Genomic DNA, 17,504 nt, shown 5'->3' with positions numbered 1-17,504 from the left:
AGCTGATGCGAGAGTGGCCCTCATGAGGTGCCCGCGGATCGCTCCCGCCACCGCCCGGCCGGTCCCACCGCGGGGCGGATGATGGCGAGCGAGCAGCAGACGGTGCTTGACCCGGTCCCCGGGTCCGGGTCCCGCGACGACGAGGTACGGCAGCCGCGACCGGTCCGACGGTGGCTGGTGCCGCTCCTCGTCGTCGTGCTGCTCGCCCAGATGGCGGCCGTCATGGTCACGACCGCCGTGCAGCAGACCCCCACGATCGACGAACCGGTCTACGTGGCCACGGCCGCCGAGTACCTGCACGGTCAGGGCATCCGCTACAACCCCGAGCACCCGCCGCTCGGCAAACTGGTCATCGCCGCCGGGGTGGCGATCGCCGACCCGCACGTGGACACGGCGTTCCACGGGCCCCAGATCGGTCTGGGCCCCCATCTGCTGTACGAGTCGGGCAACGACCCCTGGCAGCTGATGTTCTGGGCCCGGCTCCCGGTGATCGTGCTGACGCTGCTGTTCGGGCTGGTCGTGTTCGCCTTCGCCCGGGAACTCGCCGGACCGGCGGCGGGCCTTGCGGCGCTCGCCCTGTACTCCTTCTCCCCCGACGTCGTCGCGCACGGTTCGCTGGCCACGCTCGACGTGCCCATGGCCGGGTTCCTGCTCACCTCGGTGTGGCTGCTGTGGCGGGCCCGCGCACGGCCACGGGTGTACGTGCCGCTCGCCGGTCTGGCGCTCGGGGCGGCGCTGGCGACGAAGATGAGCGCGCTGCCTGCCGTGCCGGTCCTGCTGGGACTGGCCGCCTTGTCGGTGTGGACCGCGTCTCGCGACGACGGGACGCGCCGACGGCTGCTGCGCGTGCTCGCCTGGGCCGCGGTCCTGACGCTGGCCGCGGTCGCCGTCGTATGGGCGTCCTACCTCGTGGTCGATCCGCAGCTGCGGTGGACGTCCCAGGACCCGGTGCCGGTGGTGCGCGGACTGCGGGGGACCCTCGCCGATCTGCTGCCGTTCCCGCAGGCCTACGCGGACGGGATGCGTCTGCAGTTCCGCTTCGAGAACCACCCGTGGGAGGGCTTCCTGTTCGGGCGGCTGTACACCGGGCACCTCTGGTACTACCTGCCGGCGGCGCTCCTGGTGAAGACCCCGCTGGGCCTGCTCGCGCTGTGGGCCGCCGGTGCGGTGGTGCTGGTGGCGGTACGGCGGCTGCGGCCCGCGGCGCCGTATCTGCTCGTGCCCGCCGGGGTGCTGCTGGCCTCGGCCATGACGGGGTCACGCGACTTCGGCACCCGGTACGCCCTCTTCCTGCCCATGTTCCTGACGGTGGCCGCCGGATGCGTCCTGGCGGTCCGCCGACGCCGGGCGACGATCGCGACCGGGGCGCTGGTGCTGTTCGTCGCGGTCAGCTCCGTGCTGACCTTTCCCTACTATCTTCCGTACTCCAACGAGGCGTTCGGCGGACCGGCCCGGACCCATCTGCGGCTGCACGACTCCAACGTCGACTGGGGCCAGGACCTGGGCCGGCTCGCCGACCGGCTGCGCGAGCGCTACCCGGACGAGCGGATCTGGCTCGTCTACAAGGGCAGCGGGGTGCCGTCCGCGTACGGCATCGAGGCGGCCGATCCGCGCGAGGTGCCGGTGGACGACGTGCGCGGGCTGCTGGTGGTGTCGGACTCCTCGGTCGCCAAGGCGAAGGGCCGGCTGGCCGAGTTGATCGACAGCAGCCGTCCGGTCGACGAGGTCGGTCACTCCATCACGATCTATCGCCGATGACCACCGCGGCGAGCGTGCCCCGCGTCCGCTCAGCGGACCGCGTTCTGGAACGCCTCGGCGCTCACGTGCGGCATCGCCCCGCTCGTCACGCGGTAACGGCCGTTGGGCACCTGGTCGGACCTGGAGATGTGCACGGTGAGCGGGCCCGCCCATTCGTAGCCCTGCCGCTCGCCGTGCAGGGCCAGGCTGTCCGTGAGGTCCTGGCCCACATCGCTGCCCCGGCGCACCAGTTCGTCGTAGGCGAAGTCCGCGAGCTCGACGTCGTACGCGTTCGGGACCACCACCCTGTTCTCACTGCACACGACCACTTTGCTGTCGCACTCACGCCGCAGCGCGTCGAGGAGTTCGACGGGTTCCCTGTCGACGACCCGCGCCCACAGCGACTCCCACCCGTGCTCCATTGCCCGTTCCAGCGCGCTCAGCGCACCCATGCCCTCTTCACCTGCCGACCCTCTGGTTTCGTGTGCGGTGTCATTCCTTGGCGAAGTCGTCAGGCTTCACCTGCGCCTCCTCGAACGCCTCGCGCAGGGTGCGCCCGCTGCCGCCGGGGTCGGGGGTCTCGCCCTCCTCGTGCCGGTGCCGCAGCAGCTCGTCGGTGGTGTCGGTCTTGGGCCGGTTCTCCTCGGGGACCGTCATACGGGCTGCTCCTCAGGTGTCGTCGAACGTCTTGCCCAGCGGCGGGTTCCCGCTCGGGCCCGGCGTACCCATCCCGATCGGCGGTTGCCGGATGCTTTCGCACAAGCGCTGGTCACCAGGGGGTGTGGGCTATGTTGACTCCCCGTGGCAGACAAAGGAGGCGCCTCGGTGTCATCGCCGCAGCAGGCACGCGCTCAGGCATCCGCGATCACCTCGGGCAAGACCACGCCGGAGACGGAGGCGGCCCCGGCCTCCCAGCTCAGGACGCTCTTCGACAGGCCCCGGCTCTCCCCCGGGCAGCGACGCATCGCGCAGTACCTGATCGAGCACATCACCGAGGCGGCGTTCCTCTCCATCACCGATCTGGCGGAGCGGGTGGGCGTGAGCCAGCCCTCGGTGACGCGGTTCGCCGCGGCCGTGGGCTTCAGCGGCTACCCCGCCCTGCGGGAGAAGCTCCAGTCCATCGCGCTCGGCACGCTCGCCGGCGGACCGGTCGCCGACGACGAGTCACGCGGCAACGAACTCCAGGCAGCGGTCGACGCGGAGATCGAGAACCTCGAGAACCTGCGCCGCGACTTCGCCGACCCCGACCAGGTGATCGAACTCGGCCGCAAGCTGTCGGAGTCGACCCCGCTGACCGTCCTGGGCCTGCGTATCTCGGCGTCCCTGGCCGAGTACTTCACCTACGCGGCCCGCCGTGTCCATCCCGACGTACGGCCGGTCACGCGCGGTGGCAGCGTCGCCTACGACGCTCTCCTGCAGTCCCGTGAGGCGGGCGGCACCTGGGTCCTCGCGTTCTCGATGCCGCGCCACGCCCAGGAGACCCTCACCGCCCTGCGGGTCGCCCGCAGCGCCGGCCTGAAGGTCGCCCTCGTCACGGACCTGGCGCTCGGACACGTGGCCGACGAGGCGGACGTCCTCTTCTCCACCGGCACCGGCTCCCGGCTGGTCTTCGACTCCTACGCCGCGCCCGGTGTGATCGCCGCCGCCCTGCTCCAGGCCATGACCGACGCCGACCCCGAGCGCACCCAGGCCCGGCTGGAGGAGTACGAGCAGATCTCCGACCAGCACCAGTTCTTCCTCAGGGACTGACCCCGCCCACCCCCGGTCATACGCCTTCACACCGGGACCATCCGCAATAAGTCGAGCATGAATGTTTTCATACGCCTTGCCAAGCGGACGGCATATATAAATACTGCTCACGGATCACCCCGGGATCACTCCCGGACCGTCCGCACCCCTGTCCCCGTCCTCACCCCACGCTGCCCGAAAGGGCTCCTTCGCGGACATCCCGAGCCGTCGTCACCTACCCGCGTCGGCGCCCGGGATGTTCGGTAGGGCCTCGCCTGCACGCGAGCCCATGGCGGCCCCGGTCATCCCCTAGGCCGGGGCCGCCCAATCCGTCGGAACACCCACACGACGCCGCACACCCGGAAGCGATCACCATGCCCCTGACGACCACGCGGACCACCACCCGTCCCGGCCCTGACTGGCCCTGCCAGGTCAAGACGCCCGGCAGCTACGACTGGGAGCGCTCCGCTGCCAAGTGGCTGCGCGAGCTGGTACCGACGCGGTACGCGAGCTATCCGGCCCTGATCCGGCACACCGTGCTCCTCGCCCGGCACGCGCAGATCCAGGTCCAGCACGAGATCAGGGTCGCCCGCACCGCGCTGCAGACCGCCCGGGCCGACCTGCCGGCGCTCGGGCTGCCGGAGTCGGTCATCGAACACACCATCAAGCTGTACGCGGCCGAGGTGCTCCAGCTCCAGCACATCGCCCGCAGCATCCGCGCGGTCACCCAGGCCCTGGTCGACCACCACCACGGGCGCTGACCCGTCCCGCAGGGCATGACCCGCGCCGTACGTGGCACCCGTGATGAGCATGAGCACCACCGACGTACGGCACGGCGATCCGGTCACCACCGTCCTCACCTGGGAGGTGCGACCCGGCCGGGAGCGGGAGTTCGAGCGCTGGACGCGGGGGATCACCCGCTGCGCCCGACGCTTCCCCGGCAACGAGGGCGTCTCCTGGCTGCGGCCCGAGGACGGTCACCGCTTCCACGCGGTGCTGCGCTGGTCCGACGCGCACCGGCTCACCGCCTGGCTGGAGTCGGACGAGCGAGCGGCCTGGCACACGCGGATCGACGACATCGCCACGGAACTGGGCAGCGAACGGCAGTCGACGACCGGCCTTGAGACCTGGTTCAGTCTGCCCGGCACCACCGTGCGGCCCCCGGTCCGCTGGAAGATGGTGCTGACCACGTTCCTCGGCGCCTTCCCGTGCACCCTGGTGATCCAGTGGCTGGTCACGCCCCGCACCGCCGCCTGGCCCCTGCCGCTGCGGTCCGCGGTGTTCCCGGTGGTCCTGCTGCCCCTGCTCACGTATCTGGTCATGCCACTGCTGAGCCGGCTGCTGCGGCGGTGGCTCTACCCGCCGCCCGACCACTGACCCCACGACGGACCGGGAGCCCGGCCGGTTTCGTCAACCGGCGGTGTCACCGGTGTGTGGGATGCGTGTTCACGAGAGTGTGAACACCCCGAGGCGCATGTGCGATGCTCAACCCGTGACGAGCGAGTCAACCGGCCCTACGCACACCGGTACCGCGCCCGACATGGCGGCGCTGGCCAGGGTCGTGGCCAGACAACGTGCCGAGATGGACCGGTTGCGGGACCAGATCGCCACGTCGGCGGTGCTGGAGCGGGCCAAGGGCGTGATCATGGCGCTGACCGGGTGCACCCCGGACGCGGCCGGCGAGGACCTGCTCCAGCGCGCCAAGGCCGGCAACCGCACGCTGCTGGAGGAGTGCTGGATCACCCTCGGCTCCCTGCCCCCGCTCGGCGCCGCCACACAGCCCCGCGTCGGCGACGACATGCCCGGCGCGCCCTTGCCCGCTGTGCCCGGGCCGTCCGGTCCGCCGTCCGTTCTGCCGTCCGGTCCGCCGTCCCTTCTGCCGTCCGGTCCGCCGTCCGTTCTGCCGTCCGTTCTGCCAGGCACCGCCGTCCCCGCCGGTCGGGACACCAGCGACCTGGACGACGGCTTCACCGCGCTCGGCCGCCTCGGCAAGGCCCTCGTCCACGTGGCCACACCGCAGGACCTGGCCGACTGTCTCCTGGAGGAGCTCAGGGCGGACGTCGACGCCGACGCGGTCCTGCTCTTCCGGTCGCTGCCGGCCGGAGGGCTCGAACTGATCGGCCACGCCGGTGTCGACGCCGCCCTGGCCGGCCAGTGGGCGCGGGTTCCCCCGCTGAGCGGCATCGTCGCGCTCGAAGCGCTCCGGGCCCGGGAGCCCCGCTGGCTGGAGGACTTCGCGACGGACCGGACACGGCACCTGCTCATAGGGGATCCGCCCGAGCGCTGGCTGTCCCGCGCCTGGCTGCCGGTGCCGACCGGCGAGGAGGCCGAGGTCTGCGTCGGAGTACTTCGCGCGCGCAGCGGGCCGTTCTCCTCGCAGGACCGGCAGCTCCTGCGGGCCGTCGTGCGGCTGTGTGCAGGCTGGCTGCGGTCCTTCGGCGCCCGGCCGGAGCCCGGTGCCGCCGCCGCGGTCGCGGCCGTCCAGCCCGTGCTCGACTCGCTGCCGGGCTCGGCGATGCTGCTCACGCCGCTGCGCGGCCCCTCCGGAGAGGTCGCGGACTACCGTATCGACGCCGCCACCAAGGAGGCGGCCGAGGGCGCGGGCCGCACCGGCGGGCAGCTGCTCGGCCTGCGGATCCTGGAGTGCTTCCCGAGCATGGCGGAGGAGGCGGTGTGGCACGGCCTGCTGCGCACGCTGACCACCGGAGAGCCGTTCGAGGGCGAGCCGTTCGCCTACCAGGAGGTCGTGGACGGCGCCGCCGAACTGTCCACGTACGCGCTGCGCGCGGCCCGTCTCGGCGGTGCCCTGGTCGTCACCTGGGTCCGCCACGGCTCCTCCGACCGGCAGGAACAGCGCCTGGCGGACGTGCAGCGGCTGGGGAACCTGGGCTGGGCGAACTGGAACCTGGTCACCGGCGAGGGCAGCTGGTCCTCCCAGACCTTCCTCGTCATGAACCGGGACCCCGCGCTCGGACCGGTCCGGCTGGCCGACCTTCCGCGGCTCGCGCTGCCCGAGGACGGGCCGGTACTGGCCCACGCCGTGCGGGAACTCGTGCGCTCCGGCCTTCAGTTCGACGTCCCGTTCCGGATCCGGGCCGGGAACCAGGTCCGCCATCTGCGGATGGTCGCCGAGGTCGTGACGGACACCGGGAACGAGCCCGTCGAGGTGCACGGCTTCGTCCAGGACCTCACCGCGCAGCGCAGCGCCGAACTGGCCCTCGTCGAGAGCGAGCAGGCGATCGTGACACAGGACGGGGTACTGCACGCCGAGCGGGCCATGGCCGCCCGCCTCCAGCACGCGCTGCTGCCTCTGCCCACCCGGCCGGTCCGCCTCGCCGGACTGCGGGTCGAAGTGGCCTATCTGCCCGCCCAGTCGGGGATCCACGTCGGCGGCGACTGGTTCAGCGCCATCGAACTGCCCGACGGGAACGCCCTGTTCGTGGTCGGTGACGTCGCAGGGCACGGCATCGACGCCGTGGCCACGATGGCCCAACTGCGCTTCACCGCCAAGGGCATGGTCATCACGGGCTCGTCGCTGACCGGTGCGCTCGCCCGGCTCAACACCCTGCTGCTGCACTCGCGCGACTCCCACGGCACCGCGACCATGGTCCTGGCCCGCTACGACCCCGACGAGCACTGCCTGATGTGGGCCCAGGCCGGCCATCCGCCACCGCTGCTGGTGCGCGGCGGACAAGCGCGCTATCTGGACCGGCCGTTCGGGATGCTGCTGGGGGCGAGTTCCGATCCGGACTTCCAGGAGGCGCGCTGCGTCCTGGAGCCGGGTGACCGCGTCCTGCTCTACACCGACGGCCTGGTCGAGAGGCCCGCGGAGGGCATCGACCACGGCCTGGACCGGCTCGCCGCGGCCGCCGCGGCCCATCCCGCGGACGAGTCCGGTTCCCTGGCCCCGCTGCTGGCCTCCGTGCTGGAGGGCGAGCGGCGCGACGACGTCTGTGTCGTGGACATCCGGGTGCCGTCCGGGCGGGAGTGAGCTGCCGGGACCCGCGCGAGGCGACCGGCCGGGCTCAGTCCGCCGGGTGGCCGGGCGAGATGGAGACCGCGTCGGACAGCCGCAGAAGCTTCGCGCCCCCGGTGTCCTCGCGCTCGCCCCACGCCTCCGGTTCCAGGACGAACCCGACATGGTCACCCCCCTCGACGCGCTGCACGACCCTGCCGACGAACCACGCCGCAGCCTCCTCCAGTACGACGGCCCCGCCGGCCTCCTTCCGCCAAGGGACCTGGGCGAACTTGTCGGTCCGGTCCCCCGTCTCCCCGCCGAACAGCTCGGCGAGGCCGCGTTGTTCGCGGGTGAGCAGATGGACCGCAAGGCGGTTCGCGGTGCGGGCCACCCGGTAGGTGCGGTTGGCCTTCGACAGCCACACCACATACCGCACGGGCTCGATCGAGCACTGTGAGGCGAATCCGACGAGACAGCCCGCGCGGTCGCCGTCCGCGGCGGCGGTCACGACGCACATGTCGGGGTCGAGCCGGTCGATGAACGCGTCCATGCCCGCCATCCTCGTCGATCAGCCGCCGCCCGTGCGGGACTCCAGGTCCCGTCGTGTGTCGTCGCCGTACACACCGTCCTCGTCGCCGCGGATGCCGTACCAGAGCTGGAAGCGGGCGACTGCGGCGGTCAGGGTCGTGTCATAGGTACCGTCGGTGGAGCCGTTGTCGTAGACGTTCGGGATGTGTCGCAGGCGTTCCTGCAGGTCCGTGACCTCGGGGCCGCTGTCCCCCTGACGGAGGGTGCCGGGGCCGTCGGGGTCGGCGGCGCCGGAGGCCGTCGGGGTGGGCGTGGGCGTCGCGGCGGTGGTCGAGGTCGGCTGCGGGGCCGCCGCCGCTGTGTTCTCCGCGCGGCCGGCGAGCAGGAGGGCACCGCCGAAGCCGATCACCGCGGCGGCGGTGACGGCCGCCGCGATCGCCGTGCGGCGCAGTCCGGGGACCCGTCCGCGGGGGACGTCACGGGAGCTCCGGGCGCGGTCGCGGTCGTCCCTGACGGGCGGCAGTTCCTCGGTCGCGTCCTCGGTTCCCGACGGCCGGCCGGGCAGCGCGAAGGACTCGTATCGGACGGGCGCTCGGGGCGGCAGGTCCTTCATCAGTTCCGCGAGCGCGTCGGTACGGCGCGGACGCAGCACCCGGATGGGTTCGAGGGGCGTGCGGTCCGGCGGCGCCCCTCGGTCGGACGGTGTCGGCATCCTGGTCTCCTTCCGTCCCGCGCTCACGGGTCTGGGCCGTCCCCCAGCGAGTGATACGGCGGCGCGGGCCCGGGAGTTCAGCGCTCGCGCTCCGTACCCAGGGCGAGAAACCCGTGCAGGGACGTCTTCATGGCCGCGACGAAGGCGTCCCTGCCCGAATCGTCCAGGGCGTCCAGGGAGAGATAGGGGTTGAGGTCCTCCAGCTCGACCAGCAGGAGTCCGCCGCCCGGGGCCCGGCAGGCGTCCACGCGCTGGATGCCGTGACCGAGGCCGTTCCAGTCGATGAAGCGCCGGGCGAACTCCAGGTCGTCCGGGGTGGGCCGGTACGGCTGAAGGTCCCAGCGCCGGTCGGCGTGCGGGGCGTACAGGGCGTACTGGAAGTCGTGGTCGACGAAGTAGAAGGACACCTCGTAGGCGAAGTCGACGCACGGCTGGACGAGGACCTGCCCGTCGATGTGGTCGCGCACCTCGCCGGCGGACACGATGCGCAGGCCGATGGAGTCGGCGCCGAGCCTGGGCTTGACGACGTACCGGTCCGTCGCGGGCAGCCGGTGCAGGTCCTCGGCGCGGTCGACGGTCGGGATGACGGGGTGTCCCGCGGCCGTGAGGTCGAGCAGGTACTGCTTGCCGGCCATGTCGGCCTTGCCGGTCAGCGGGTTGTACACGCGAGTGCGGTGTCGCAGCGCCTGCTCGCGGAAGGCGTCGTACGCCTCCTGGTACGCCAGGACGGGGCCGCTGTTGCGGACGACGACGGCCTCGAAGCCGTCCGCCAGCGCGGCGGCGTCCAGGGGGTGGCACAGGGCGAGGTCGAAGTCCTCCCTGAGGTGCGAGGTGAGGAAGATGTCCTCGTCGCAGTAGCGGCGCCCCCGGGCCTGGTAGGCCAGGTCGGTGACGTACAGGAGGGTGGGGCGGCGGGACATGCGGGGCTCCTCGGCGGGCGGGCACCGATCGTATGCGGCGCGACCCCACCGGGCAACGCAAAGGGCACTCAGTTCCCTCCTGGGCTTGCACCCAGTGCCACAGCGGCGGTTCAGGTGCTACGTTCGCGACCATGAGCTCCACCAAGCCCGCCATGCGGGACGCGCTGGTCGCGGCCGCCTTCCAGCTGTTCCTGGAACGGGGTTACGAGCAGACCACCGTCGACGACATCGTCGCGCTCGCCGGAGTCGGACGCCGCTCGTTCTTCCGGTACTTCCCGTCCAAGGAGGACGTGGTCTTCCCCGACCACGAGCGGTGTCTGACCGACATGACGGCCTTCCTGGCCGCGAGCGACCCCGGGTGCGACCCGCTGGAACGGGTCTGCGAGGCGGTGCGCCTCGTGCTGCGCATGTACACCGAGAACCCGACGTTCTCCGTGCAGCGCTACCGCCTCACCAAGCAGGTGCCCGGCCTGCGCGCCTACGAGCTGTCCGTGGTGTGGCGCTACGAGCGCGCCTTCGCCGAGTACCTGCGCGGGCGCCTGAAGGGGCTGCACGACGGCACGCTCCGGGCCGACGTGATCGCCGCCGCCGTGGCCGCGGCGCACAACAACGCCCTGCGCTCCTGGCTGCGCTCGGACGGGCACGGCGACGCCGAGCAGGCCGTTGAGCACGCGCTCGGCTACGTGCAGGCCGCCTTCGGGGAGCCCGGCTCGCCGTCCGCCGACGAGCCGGCCGAGGACGTGGTGGTGATCGTCTCCCGTCGCGGTGCCCCGCTGTGGCGGGTGGTCCAGGAGATCGAGTCCACGCTCGACCGGGACTGAGCCGTACCGCCCGCCTACCGCCCGTTCAAAAAGAGGGTACGCAGTACCTTTACGGGCGACACTGAGTGCCATACGCTGACGGCGTGCACGGCGGCACAGGGAGCCGCGCACGTCCGTGCACGGTTACCCGAGCACGTGGGATTCCGGCCGAGCGCAGGGAGTTGACCAGCGTGTACCACCACTCAGGAAACATGGCTCGTCAGGCAGCCGGCTCCGGGACGGGCCTGCTCGAACCCGCCGCCCCGGCCACGGACGCGATCCTCTTCCAGCGCTGCACCTGGTGCGGTACGGCGATGTACCACCGGCTGTTGTGCCCGGTCTGTCAGGGCGGCGACCTGCGCACGGAGCGCAGCGAGGGCGTGGGCACGGTCCGCCACTCCACGGTGGTCCACCGCAACACCCCCGCCGCCCGCAATGTGTCGCTGATCGAGCTGGCCGAGGGATTCGTCGTCCGGGGCCGGGTCATGGGGCCGCCCGCCGCGATCCACAGCGGAGACCGGGTGCGGATGTCGACGGCCAAGGACCCGGTCCGCGGCGAGCCCGTCTTCCAGCTGCTCGACGAGCCGTACCGCGCCTGGAGCTGACGCGCGGCCTGGAGCTGACGCGCCATCAACTTCTGGTGACCGCACGGGCTCTCACCAGGCCCCGGGGATCAGATCCCGCACCCGCACCGGCTGTCCCGTCTCGAAGCACCGGTTGGCGGCGATACCCACGCCCAGCGCCAGGGCTCCGTCCCGTTCGGTGGCCGTCGGGTGCCCCGCGGCACCGGCGTCCTCGCGCACGGGTCCCGCACCGGGGTCCACGGGTCCGAAGAGCGCGTCGAGCATGCGCGGGTCTCCCCCGCCGTGCGCCTCGTGGGCGGTGACGAGCGGCACGTCGACCGGGGGCTGCCACAGCGGCCTCAGGGTCAGACGCGCGCCGCCCGCGTGGTCGGCCGCGGTGTCCCCGTGCAGCGCGCCGCTCGCCGAGCTGATCCTGGTGCGGGATGCCTGCCAGCGGCTCTCCTCGACCTCCAGTTCCAGCCGGCCCGCGCTGCCGTTGAACATGACCCGGTAGCCCTCCCACGGAGAGTAGGCGGTGAGGTGGTACGTCATCGTCGCGCCCCGGGCGTGCCGGACCAGGAGCGCCATGTCGTCCTCGATGGTGACGGGCCCGTCGAAGACGTTGCGGTCGCGGAGGTAGCCGTCGTCCTGCTCCGCGTCGAGGTACAGGGCGCGCAGGGTGTCGTCGGCCGCGAGGTCGAGGGCGAAGGGGTCGTCGGCGGCCGGGTCCGCCCCGTGGGCCCGGGTGTATTCGCGGCGCAGGTTATGGCGTTCGCCGGCCGCACGGCCGTAGAAGCCGAGCCGTCCGTAGCCGAAGACCTCCTGCGGCTCGTCGGCGAGCCACCAGTTGACCAGGTCGAAGTGGTGGCTCGCCTTGTGGACCATCAGGCCGCCGCTGTGCCGCTTCTCGCGGTGCCAGCGGCGGAAGTAGTCCGCTCCGTGCCGGGTGTCGAGGAGCCATTCGAAGTGCACGGAGAGGATCTCGCCGATCGCGCCGTCGGCGAGCAGGGCGCGGACCTTCGCGTGGACGGGGTTGAAGCGGTAGTTGAAGGCGACGGTGAGGGAGTTGCCGGTGGCCCTGACCGTGTCCAGGATGCGGGCGCAGCGGTCGGCGTCCACCGTCATCGGCTTCTCGGTGACGACCCTGCAACCGGCCTGGAGCGCGGGGACGATGTAGCGGTCGTGTGCGGCGTCGACGGTGGTGACGACGACCTCGTCGATGTCCTCCTTGGCGAGCAGCCCGGCGAAGCGCTCGGGCTCCCACTGGGCGGCGGCGGGTTCGCCGGCCTCGGCGAGCAGGCGGTTGTGGAAGGCCATGCGGGTGGGGCTGGGATCACACAGGGCGGCGACCCGGTGACCGGGGCGTGCGGCCAGGGCGCGGGTGAACAGCTGGGCGCGGTGACCGGTGCCGACGACTGCTGCGCGGAGGTGGGAAGTTCGGCTCATGGAAAGCGCTTCCCCCATCCTGTGATCCGCTAGTCCCCGTGACATCCCTGGCTGGTTCCCGTCGGCTCTCTCGATCCACGGCCGCGCACAGACAACCCACAGACGCCCGTGTCACGTCCTACGTGACGCGAGAGGCGCCTGGGACCGACGGGACGCCTGCGTACGGGGTGTTGAGGAGAGAACCATTGATCCGTGCCCGGCGAATATGTGTGACCGCCGTGGCGGTACTGGCGGCCCTTGCGGCCTCGCCCGGACTGGCACAAGCCCAACAGCCGCCCCATCCGAGGATGTTGGGAGCGGCGGACGACAGCGGACTGCCGCCGGGGTGGCGGATCGACGGCAGGAGCGGGGCGCGGGAGCTGGTCTGGCACGCGCCGAAGACCGTGCCCATGGGGAACGCGCGTGTCGAGTTCCGTACCGGGGACCGGCTGCTCGGGGTGCCGAAGCCGGCGAAGGACGGACGGACCTTCCGGCTCGCCCTCGACAGGGCCGGGACCACCGGGCTGACGGACCTTCACGTCACCGCCGCCGGACGCCGCCTGGACGCGGCGGCCGATGAGCCGCGCACCCCCGACGCGCGAGGGGCGCGACTGCCCGCGCAGGCACCGGCGAACAGTGTCGATCCCGGGAAGCCCGGCTCGTACCGCACGACCTCCGGCGAGTACGACCTCGCCCCCGTGCGTCTGCCGGGGTTCGCCACCCCGGTCGAGATGCGTGCCCAGGTGGTGGCGCCGAAGGGTGCCACCGGCAGCCGGCCGCTCGCGCTGTTCCTGCACGGCCGTCACGCGACCTGCTACAAGCCGGGCAGCGAGGACGACGTGAGCATCGACTGGCCCTGCGCGGACGGCTACAAGCCGATCCCCAGCGACAAGGGCTACCTGGCCGACCAGCGGCTGCTGGCCTCCCAGGGCTATGTGACGGTGTCGATCTCGGCGAACGGCATCAACGCCCAGGACTGGCAGGCCGAGGACGCCGGCGCCCAGGCGCGCTCCTCGCTGGTACGGCAGCACCTCGCCCGCTGGGCCGACTGGGCCGCCCACCGCTCCACCGCCCCCGCCGTCGTACGCGAAGCCCCGAAGGCCGACCTCTCCCGGGTCCTGCTCGTCGGCCACTCGCGGGGCGGCGAGGGCGTCAACCGGGCCGCCATGGACAGCCTCTACCCGCCGCCCGCCGCGGAGGACGGTTACCGGGGGCCGGTGCGCTGGAAGGTGCGCGGGACCGTGCTCGTCGGACCGACGATCTTCGGCCAGAATCCGGTCGCCGACGTGCCGAACGTGACGCTCCTGCCGGGCTGCGACGGCGATGTGTCGGACCTCCAGGGCGAGGACTTCGTCGACGGGACCCGCGGGATCAGCCGGGGCACCGCGCTGCACAGCGCGGTCTACATCGTCGGCGCCAACCACAACTACTTCAACAGCGAGTGGACCCCGGGCGTGGCCGAGGCACCGGCCTCGGACGACTTCTCGTCCGACCCCGAGCAGCCGGACCCGGTGTGCTCTCCGGGCGCCGCGACCCGGCTGACCGCCGCCCAGCAGCACAAGGCGGGCTCCACCTACATCGCCGCGGCGGCCCGGCTCTTCCTCGCCGGTGACGACCGGGTGCGTCCACTGCTCGACGGGTCCGGCAGGCGGGCCCCGTCCGCCGATCCGGCGCGGGTGCTGACCCACGCGGTCGGCGGTCGCCGCAGCGGTGGCTTCCTGCCGGACGCCGGGGCCAGGGTGACCGGTGCCCGGGTGTGTTCCGCGATCGACCCGAACCCGGCCGTGGCCTGTCTGGACCCGGAGACCCCAGGCTCGTCCCCGCACTTCGCGTCCTGGGAGACGGAGAAGGAGGCCGGCCGCAGCGCGGTGGCCCTGAAGTGGTCCGCGCCGGGCAGCGCCGCGCGCGTCACCCCGGCCAAGCCGCTCTCCCTGCGGGGCTCCCAGAAGCTCGCGCTGCGGGTCTTCGTCCCGCCGAACACGACCGGCACGAAGTTCGACGTGTCCGTCACCGACTCCGCGAACCGGCGGGTGACGCTGGGCCGCGTCCAGGTGGCGGGCCTGCCGGGCTCAGCGAGCACCGCGTCCTACTGGGCGCAGGAGCTGCGTGTCCCGCTGACCGCGGCGACCCGCGCCGGGCTCGATCTGCGGCACATCAAGTCCCTTGAGCTGACACCCCGTTCGCACTCCGGGCGGGCCTGGCTGATGGACGCGTGGGGCTGGGCGCCCGGTACGCCCGCGGTCAAGGCGGCCGCACTGCCGCGCGTCGACGTGGGCCGCACGATCGTCAAGGAGGGCGACTCGGGCACCCGCACCTACCGCGTCCCGGTCAAGATCTCCGGGCACGGCAGCGGTCAGGTCCGCGTGTACGTCCTCGAGCCGGACAGCGGCCGGGCCGAGAACAGGCTCGTGACGGTACGGCCCGGCAGCCACGCGATCGACGTCCCGGTCAAGGTGAAGGGCGACACGCAGTACGGCTACGACGTGCAGCACGACATCGCCGTCAAGGCCGTCCGGGGCGCCGTCGTCGGCAAGCACCGGGGCGGGGTCACCGCCGAGAACGACGACCCCGAGCCGGTGATCACCCTGACGCCGGTCGCGGACCGGGTGACCGAGGGAGAGACGCTGACCTGGCGGATGTCCGTGGACGCGCCCGTGGCCGTGGACGTCTGGCAGCCGGTGCGGGTCATTCCGGTCACCGAGGGCACCGAGCTGTCCACCAAGGACGTGGACCCGCAGTGGCTCCAGGACTGGTCCGGTGACGTGCCCGACCCGGAGCGGCCGCTGTCCGACGCGAACCTGTGGGTGTGGCTGAACATCCCTCCCGGCAGCACCAGCGTGGACTTCATCGTGCCGACCCTGCGGGACCAGCTGGCCGAGCCGACCGAGTCGGTACGCGTCGCGCTGACCGACCGCAACGCCGATCCGCTGCCCGACAGGCCGGCGCTGACCGGAACGGTGCTCGACCGGCCGTGAGTCCGTTCTCGCATGGTTGACCTTGTGATGCGCGGGGCCCGGACCGACCGGGCCCCGTTCGTCACAGGGTCACGCGGATCCCGACCGTCCCGTCCGCTCCGCGGCGCAGCCTGCTGCCGAAGAGCGTGAGCCGCCCCACGATGCCGTACTTGCGGGCCAGGAGCTGCCGGTAGCGGGCGGTGGTCGCCGCGTCGCAGATCTCCGCCGTGGCCGGGATCTGGTCGCCGGTCGGGTTGCCGCGCACGTCGCAGGGGCCGACGAGAACGTCCTGGCGCGCCCGGATCCGCTTCACCTTCCAGGCGTCGGCGGCCGACCACACGCCGAGTGCGTCCCCGTCGCGGACCACCCACACGGGAGTGGCGACCGGGGTGCCGTTCTTGCGAAAGCTGGTGAGCAGCAGGTACTTGCCCGCACCGAGCCGCTCCAGCTGCGTGTCATCCATGACGGAAGTCTAGGGAATGGAAGTTCGATCCCCGCGCGAAGGTGCGGTGCGGTTTCCTGGTGGTGGAGTGCGGTTCGCGGAGGCCGTCAGGCCTGCGCGCCGCCCGGGTGCGGGTGGCCGCCGTACTCTCCGGAATCCGGAGCCCGGAGGCGCATGGAACCCGCCAACACCGGCCCGCGCGTGGCCGGTTGACGTGCCTCGGGACGATTCCGTCGGACAGGATCACCCGCTGTCGTGAACGCGCCCGGGCCGGGGCGCGTATGGAAGGAGGGCACTCAACGACCGGAGGGCCCTGCGGTGCCAGGCATCGCTTGTTCGGGTTCGGGAGCCATGCATGAGGCACGCACGACGACGGGCCGTCCGGCGAGTGACACGGCTGGCGGCAGTCGGCGGACTCCTCCTGGGAGGTGTGATGGTCACGCGAGCCGTCGCGAGCGAGCCTCCCGCGACCGCCGCCGTGCCGCACACCTACGCCATGAAGGCAGGGCAGACGGGCGCGGCTCTCGTGTCGCGGCTCGGCAGCTCCCGTACCGCCGGCACCTGGATCGGCGCCGACGGCAAGGCCGTCGTCGCGGTCACCGACGAGCAGGCGGCGGCCGAGGTACGCGCGGCGGGTGCCAGGGCGAAGATGGTCGGGCACAGCATGGACGAGCTCAAGTCGGCGGCGAAGACGCTGCGTTCGGCGCCCCGGGTCGCCGGGACCGCCTGGTCCATGGACTACCGGACCAACGAGGTGGTGGTGCAGGGCGACAGCACGGTCTCGGCGTCCGACTGGGCCGCGATGACACAGGTCGCGGACGGTATCGGCGGCTTCGTCCGCATGGAGCGCACCGAGGGCACCTTCACTCCCCGCCTGAACGGCGCGCAGCCGATCCTGTCGACCGGCGGCCGCTGTTCGGCCGGCTTCAACGTGACCAACGGCCAGAGCGACTTCATCCTCACGGCCGGGCACTGCGGCCCCACCGGATCGGTCTGGTTCGCGGACACCGGGGGCACCAACCAGCTCGGCAGGACGGTCACCCAGAGCTTCCCCGGCAACGACTTCTCGCTGGTGCAGTACGCCAACGGGAAGGCGGGCGACGGCGCCGGGGTCGTGTTCATCGGCAACGGCAAGGGCGTGCAGATCACCGGCGCGGGCGATCCGTCCATCGGGCAGCGGGTGTTCCGCAGCGGCAGCACGAGCGGCCTGCGCGACGGTCAGGTGACGGGGGTCAACTCGACGGTGAACTACCCGGAGGGCACGGTCACCGGGCTGATCGAGACGAACGTGTGCGCCGAGCCCGGGGACAGCGGCGGCCCGATGTTCTCCGAGGGGATCGCGCTCGGCATCACCTCGGGCGGCAGCGGTGACTGCACCCAGGGCGGTACGACCTTCTTCCAGCCGGTGACGAAGGCGCTCACGGCGCTCGGCATGCAGTTGATCGTGTCGAACCCGGCCGCCACCGCGGGCGGGTCCTCTCCCGCGCCGTCCGCCACCTCCGCGCAGGGCTCGATCGCTCCCGGCGCCGCCTCTCCCGGTTCCTCGGCGGCGGTGCAGGGGACCCCGGGCACGCCTCTGCTGAGCCGGATCACGGACACCCGGAACGTCGGGCCCGGTCTGCTGGTCGTCGGGGGCAGTCTGATCGCGCTGGTGGCGACGCGGTACATCCGCTCGGAGCAGGACCGCAAGGCGTACCAGCGGTACTACTCGGCGACTTGGGGCTGAGACCGGTCTTC

Annotated in this window: 16 protein-coding genes; 9 read left to right on the top strand and 7 right to left on the bottom strand. The window is 72.3% G+C overall.

Annotation, left to right across the window (positions count from 1 at the left end; translation table 11 throughout):
- The first annotated feature begins 78 nt into the window (after positions 1-78).
- Positions 79-1,758, top strand: a complete 1,680-nt coding sequence (locus tag ACFVYN_RS00845) for an ArnT family glycosyltransferase (RefSeq protein WP_389990992.1) — start codon at positions 79-81, stop codon at positions 1,756-1,758.
- Positions 1,759-1,787: 29 nt separating this feature from the next.
- Here ACFVYN_RS00845 and ACFVYN_RS00840 read toward each other — a convergent pair whose 3' ends face one another.
- The gene (locus ACFVYN_RS00840) at positions 1,788-2,189 is read right to left on the bottom strand and encodes a DUF3662 domain-containing protein (RefSeq protein ID WP_389990614.1); all 402 of its coding nucleotides are present in this window, start codon (positions 2,187-2,189) and stop codon (positions 1,788-1,790) included.
- 40 nt (positions 2,190-2,229) lie between these two features.
- Positions 2,230-2,394 (bottom strand): hypothetical protein, encoded by a 165-nt coding sequence (locus tag ACFVYN_RS00835; RefSeq protein WP_389990612.1) that lies wholly within the window; start codon positions 2,392-2,394, stop codon positions 2,230-2,232.
- Positions 2,395-2,562: 168 nt separating this feature from the next.
- On the opposite strand from ACFVYN_RS00835, the gene ACFVYN_RS00830 reads away from it, so the two are divergent.
- The 4 genes from ACFVYN_RS00830 to ACFVYN_RS00815 all read left to right on the top strand — a co-directional run bounded on the left by ACFVYN_RS00830 (position 2,563) and on the right by ACFVYN_RS00815 (position 7,456).
- On the top strand, positions 2,563-3,486 hold the full coding sequence (locus ACFVYN_RS00830) for a MurR/RpiR family transcriptional regulator (protein ID WP_389990989.1): 924 nt from the start codon (positions 2,563-2,565) through the stop codon (positions 3,484-3,486).
- Positions 3,487-3,839: 353 nt separating this feature from the next.
- Positions 3,840-4,226: a hypothetical protein gene (locus tag ACFVYN_RS00825; protein WP_389990610.1), complete on the top strand. Its 387-nt coding sequence runs from the start codon at positions 3,840-3,842 to the stop codon at positions 4,224-4,226.
- A 49-nt stretch (positions 4,227-4,275) separates the two neighbouring features.
- Positions 4,276-4,842, top strand: coding sequence for an antibiotic biosynthesis monooxygenase (locus ACFVYN_RS00820; RefSeq protein ID WP_389990608.1), 567 nt, complete (start codon positions 4,276-4,278; stop codon positions 4,840-4,842).
- Positions 4,843-5,005: 163 nt separating this feature from the next.
- A complete protein-coding gene (locus tag ACFVYN_RS00815; RefSeq protein WP_389990986.1) occupies positions 5,006-7,456 on the top strand; it encodes a SpoIIE family protein phosphatase in 2,451 nt (816 codons plus the stop codon).
- 34 nt (positions 7,457-7,490) lie between these two features.
- Here ACFVYN_RS00815 and ACFVYN_RS00810 read toward each other — a convergent pair whose 3' ends face one another.
- From ACFVYN_RS00810 to ACFVYN_RS00800, 3 genes are all read right to left on the bottom strand, one after another.
- A complete protein-coding gene (locus tag ACFVYN_RS00810) occupies positions 7,491-7,982 on the bottom strand; it encodes a flavin reductase family protein (protein WP_389990606.1) in 492 nt (163 codons plus the stop codon).
- A gap of 9 nt (positions 7,983-7,991) precedes the next feature.
- Positions 7,992-8,663 carry a peptidoglycan-binding protein gene (locus tag ACFVYN_RS00805; protein ID WP_389990604.1) on the bottom strand — a complete coding sequence of 224 codons (672 nt, stop codon included), beginning with the start codon at positions 8,661-8,663 and terminating at the stop codon, positions 7,992-7,994.
- Positions 8,664-8,740: 77 nt separating this feature from the next.
- Positions 8,741-9,583, bottom strand: a complete 843-nt coding sequence (locus ACFVYN_RS00800; protein ID WP_389990602.1) for a hypothetical protein — start codon at positions 9,581-9,583, stop codon at positions 8,741-8,743.
- Positions 9,584-9,714: 131 nt separating this feature from the next.
- Between ACFVYN_RS00800 and ACFVYN_RS00795 the strand changes: the two genes are divergently transcribed.
- Positions 9,715-10,404, top strand: coding sequence for a TetR family transcriptional regulator (locus ACFVYN_RS00795; RefSeq protein ID WP_389990600.1), 690 nt, complete (start codon positions 9,715-9,717; stop codon positions 10,402-10,404).
- 170 nt (positions 10,405-10,574) lie between these two features.
- On the top strand, positions 10,575-10,988 hold the full coding sequence (locus tag ACFVYN_RS00790) for a Zn-ribbon domain-containing OB-fold protein (RefSeq protein ID WP_389990598.1): 414 nt from the start codon (positions 10,575-10,577) through the stop codon (positions 10,986-10,988).
- Between the two features lie 51 nt (positions 10,989-11,039).
- Here ACFVYN_RS00790 and ACFVYN_RS00785 read toward each other — a convergent pair whose 3' ends face one another.
- Entirely contained in the window at positions 11,040-12,392 is a 1,353-nt protein-coding gene (locus ACFVYN_RS00785; RefSeq protein ID WP_389990596.1) for a Gfo/Idh/MocA family protein, read from the bottom strand.
- A gap of 209 nt (positions 12,393-12,601) precedes the next feature.
- Between ACFVYN_RS00785 and ACFVYN_RS00780 the strand changes: the two genes are divergently transcribed.
- Complete coding sequence (locus ACFVYN_RS00780; RefSeq protein WP_389990984.1) at positions 12,602-15,346, top strand: alpha/beta hydrolase family protein; 2,745 nt, start codon at positions 12,602-12,604, stop codon at positions 15,344-15,346.
- A 61-nt stretch (positions 15,347-15,407) separates the two neighbouring features.
- Here ACFVYN_RS00780 and ACFVYN_RS00775 read toward each other — a convergent pair whose 3' ends face one another.
- Positions 15,408-15,788 (bottom strand): PPOX class F420-dependent oxidoreductase, encoded by a 381-nt coding sequence (locus tag ACFVYN_RS00775; RefSeq protein ID WP_389990594.1) that lies wholly within the window; start codon positions 15,786-15,788, stop codon positions 15,408-15,410.
- 334 nt (positions 15,789-16,122) lie between these two features.
- Between ACFVYN_RS00775 and ACFVYN_RS00770 the strand changes: the two genes are divergently transcribed.
- Positions 16,123-17,493 (top strand): S1 family peptidase, encoded by a 1,371-nt coding sequence (locus tag ACFVYN_RS00770; RefSeq protein WP_389990592.1) that lies wholly within the window; start codon positions 16,123-16,125, stop codon positions 17,491-17,493.
- Positions 17,494-17,504: the final 11 nt, after the last annotated feature.

It is taken from the genome of Streptomyces sp. NPDC058307 (genome assembly GCF_042880295.1).
Lineage (GTDB): Bacteria > Actinomycetota > Actinomycetes > Streptomycetales > Streptomycetaceae > Streptomyces.
The sequence above is the reverse complement of the archived record's forward strand: the minus strand, read 5'-3'. Positions and strand labels throughout refer to the sequence as shown.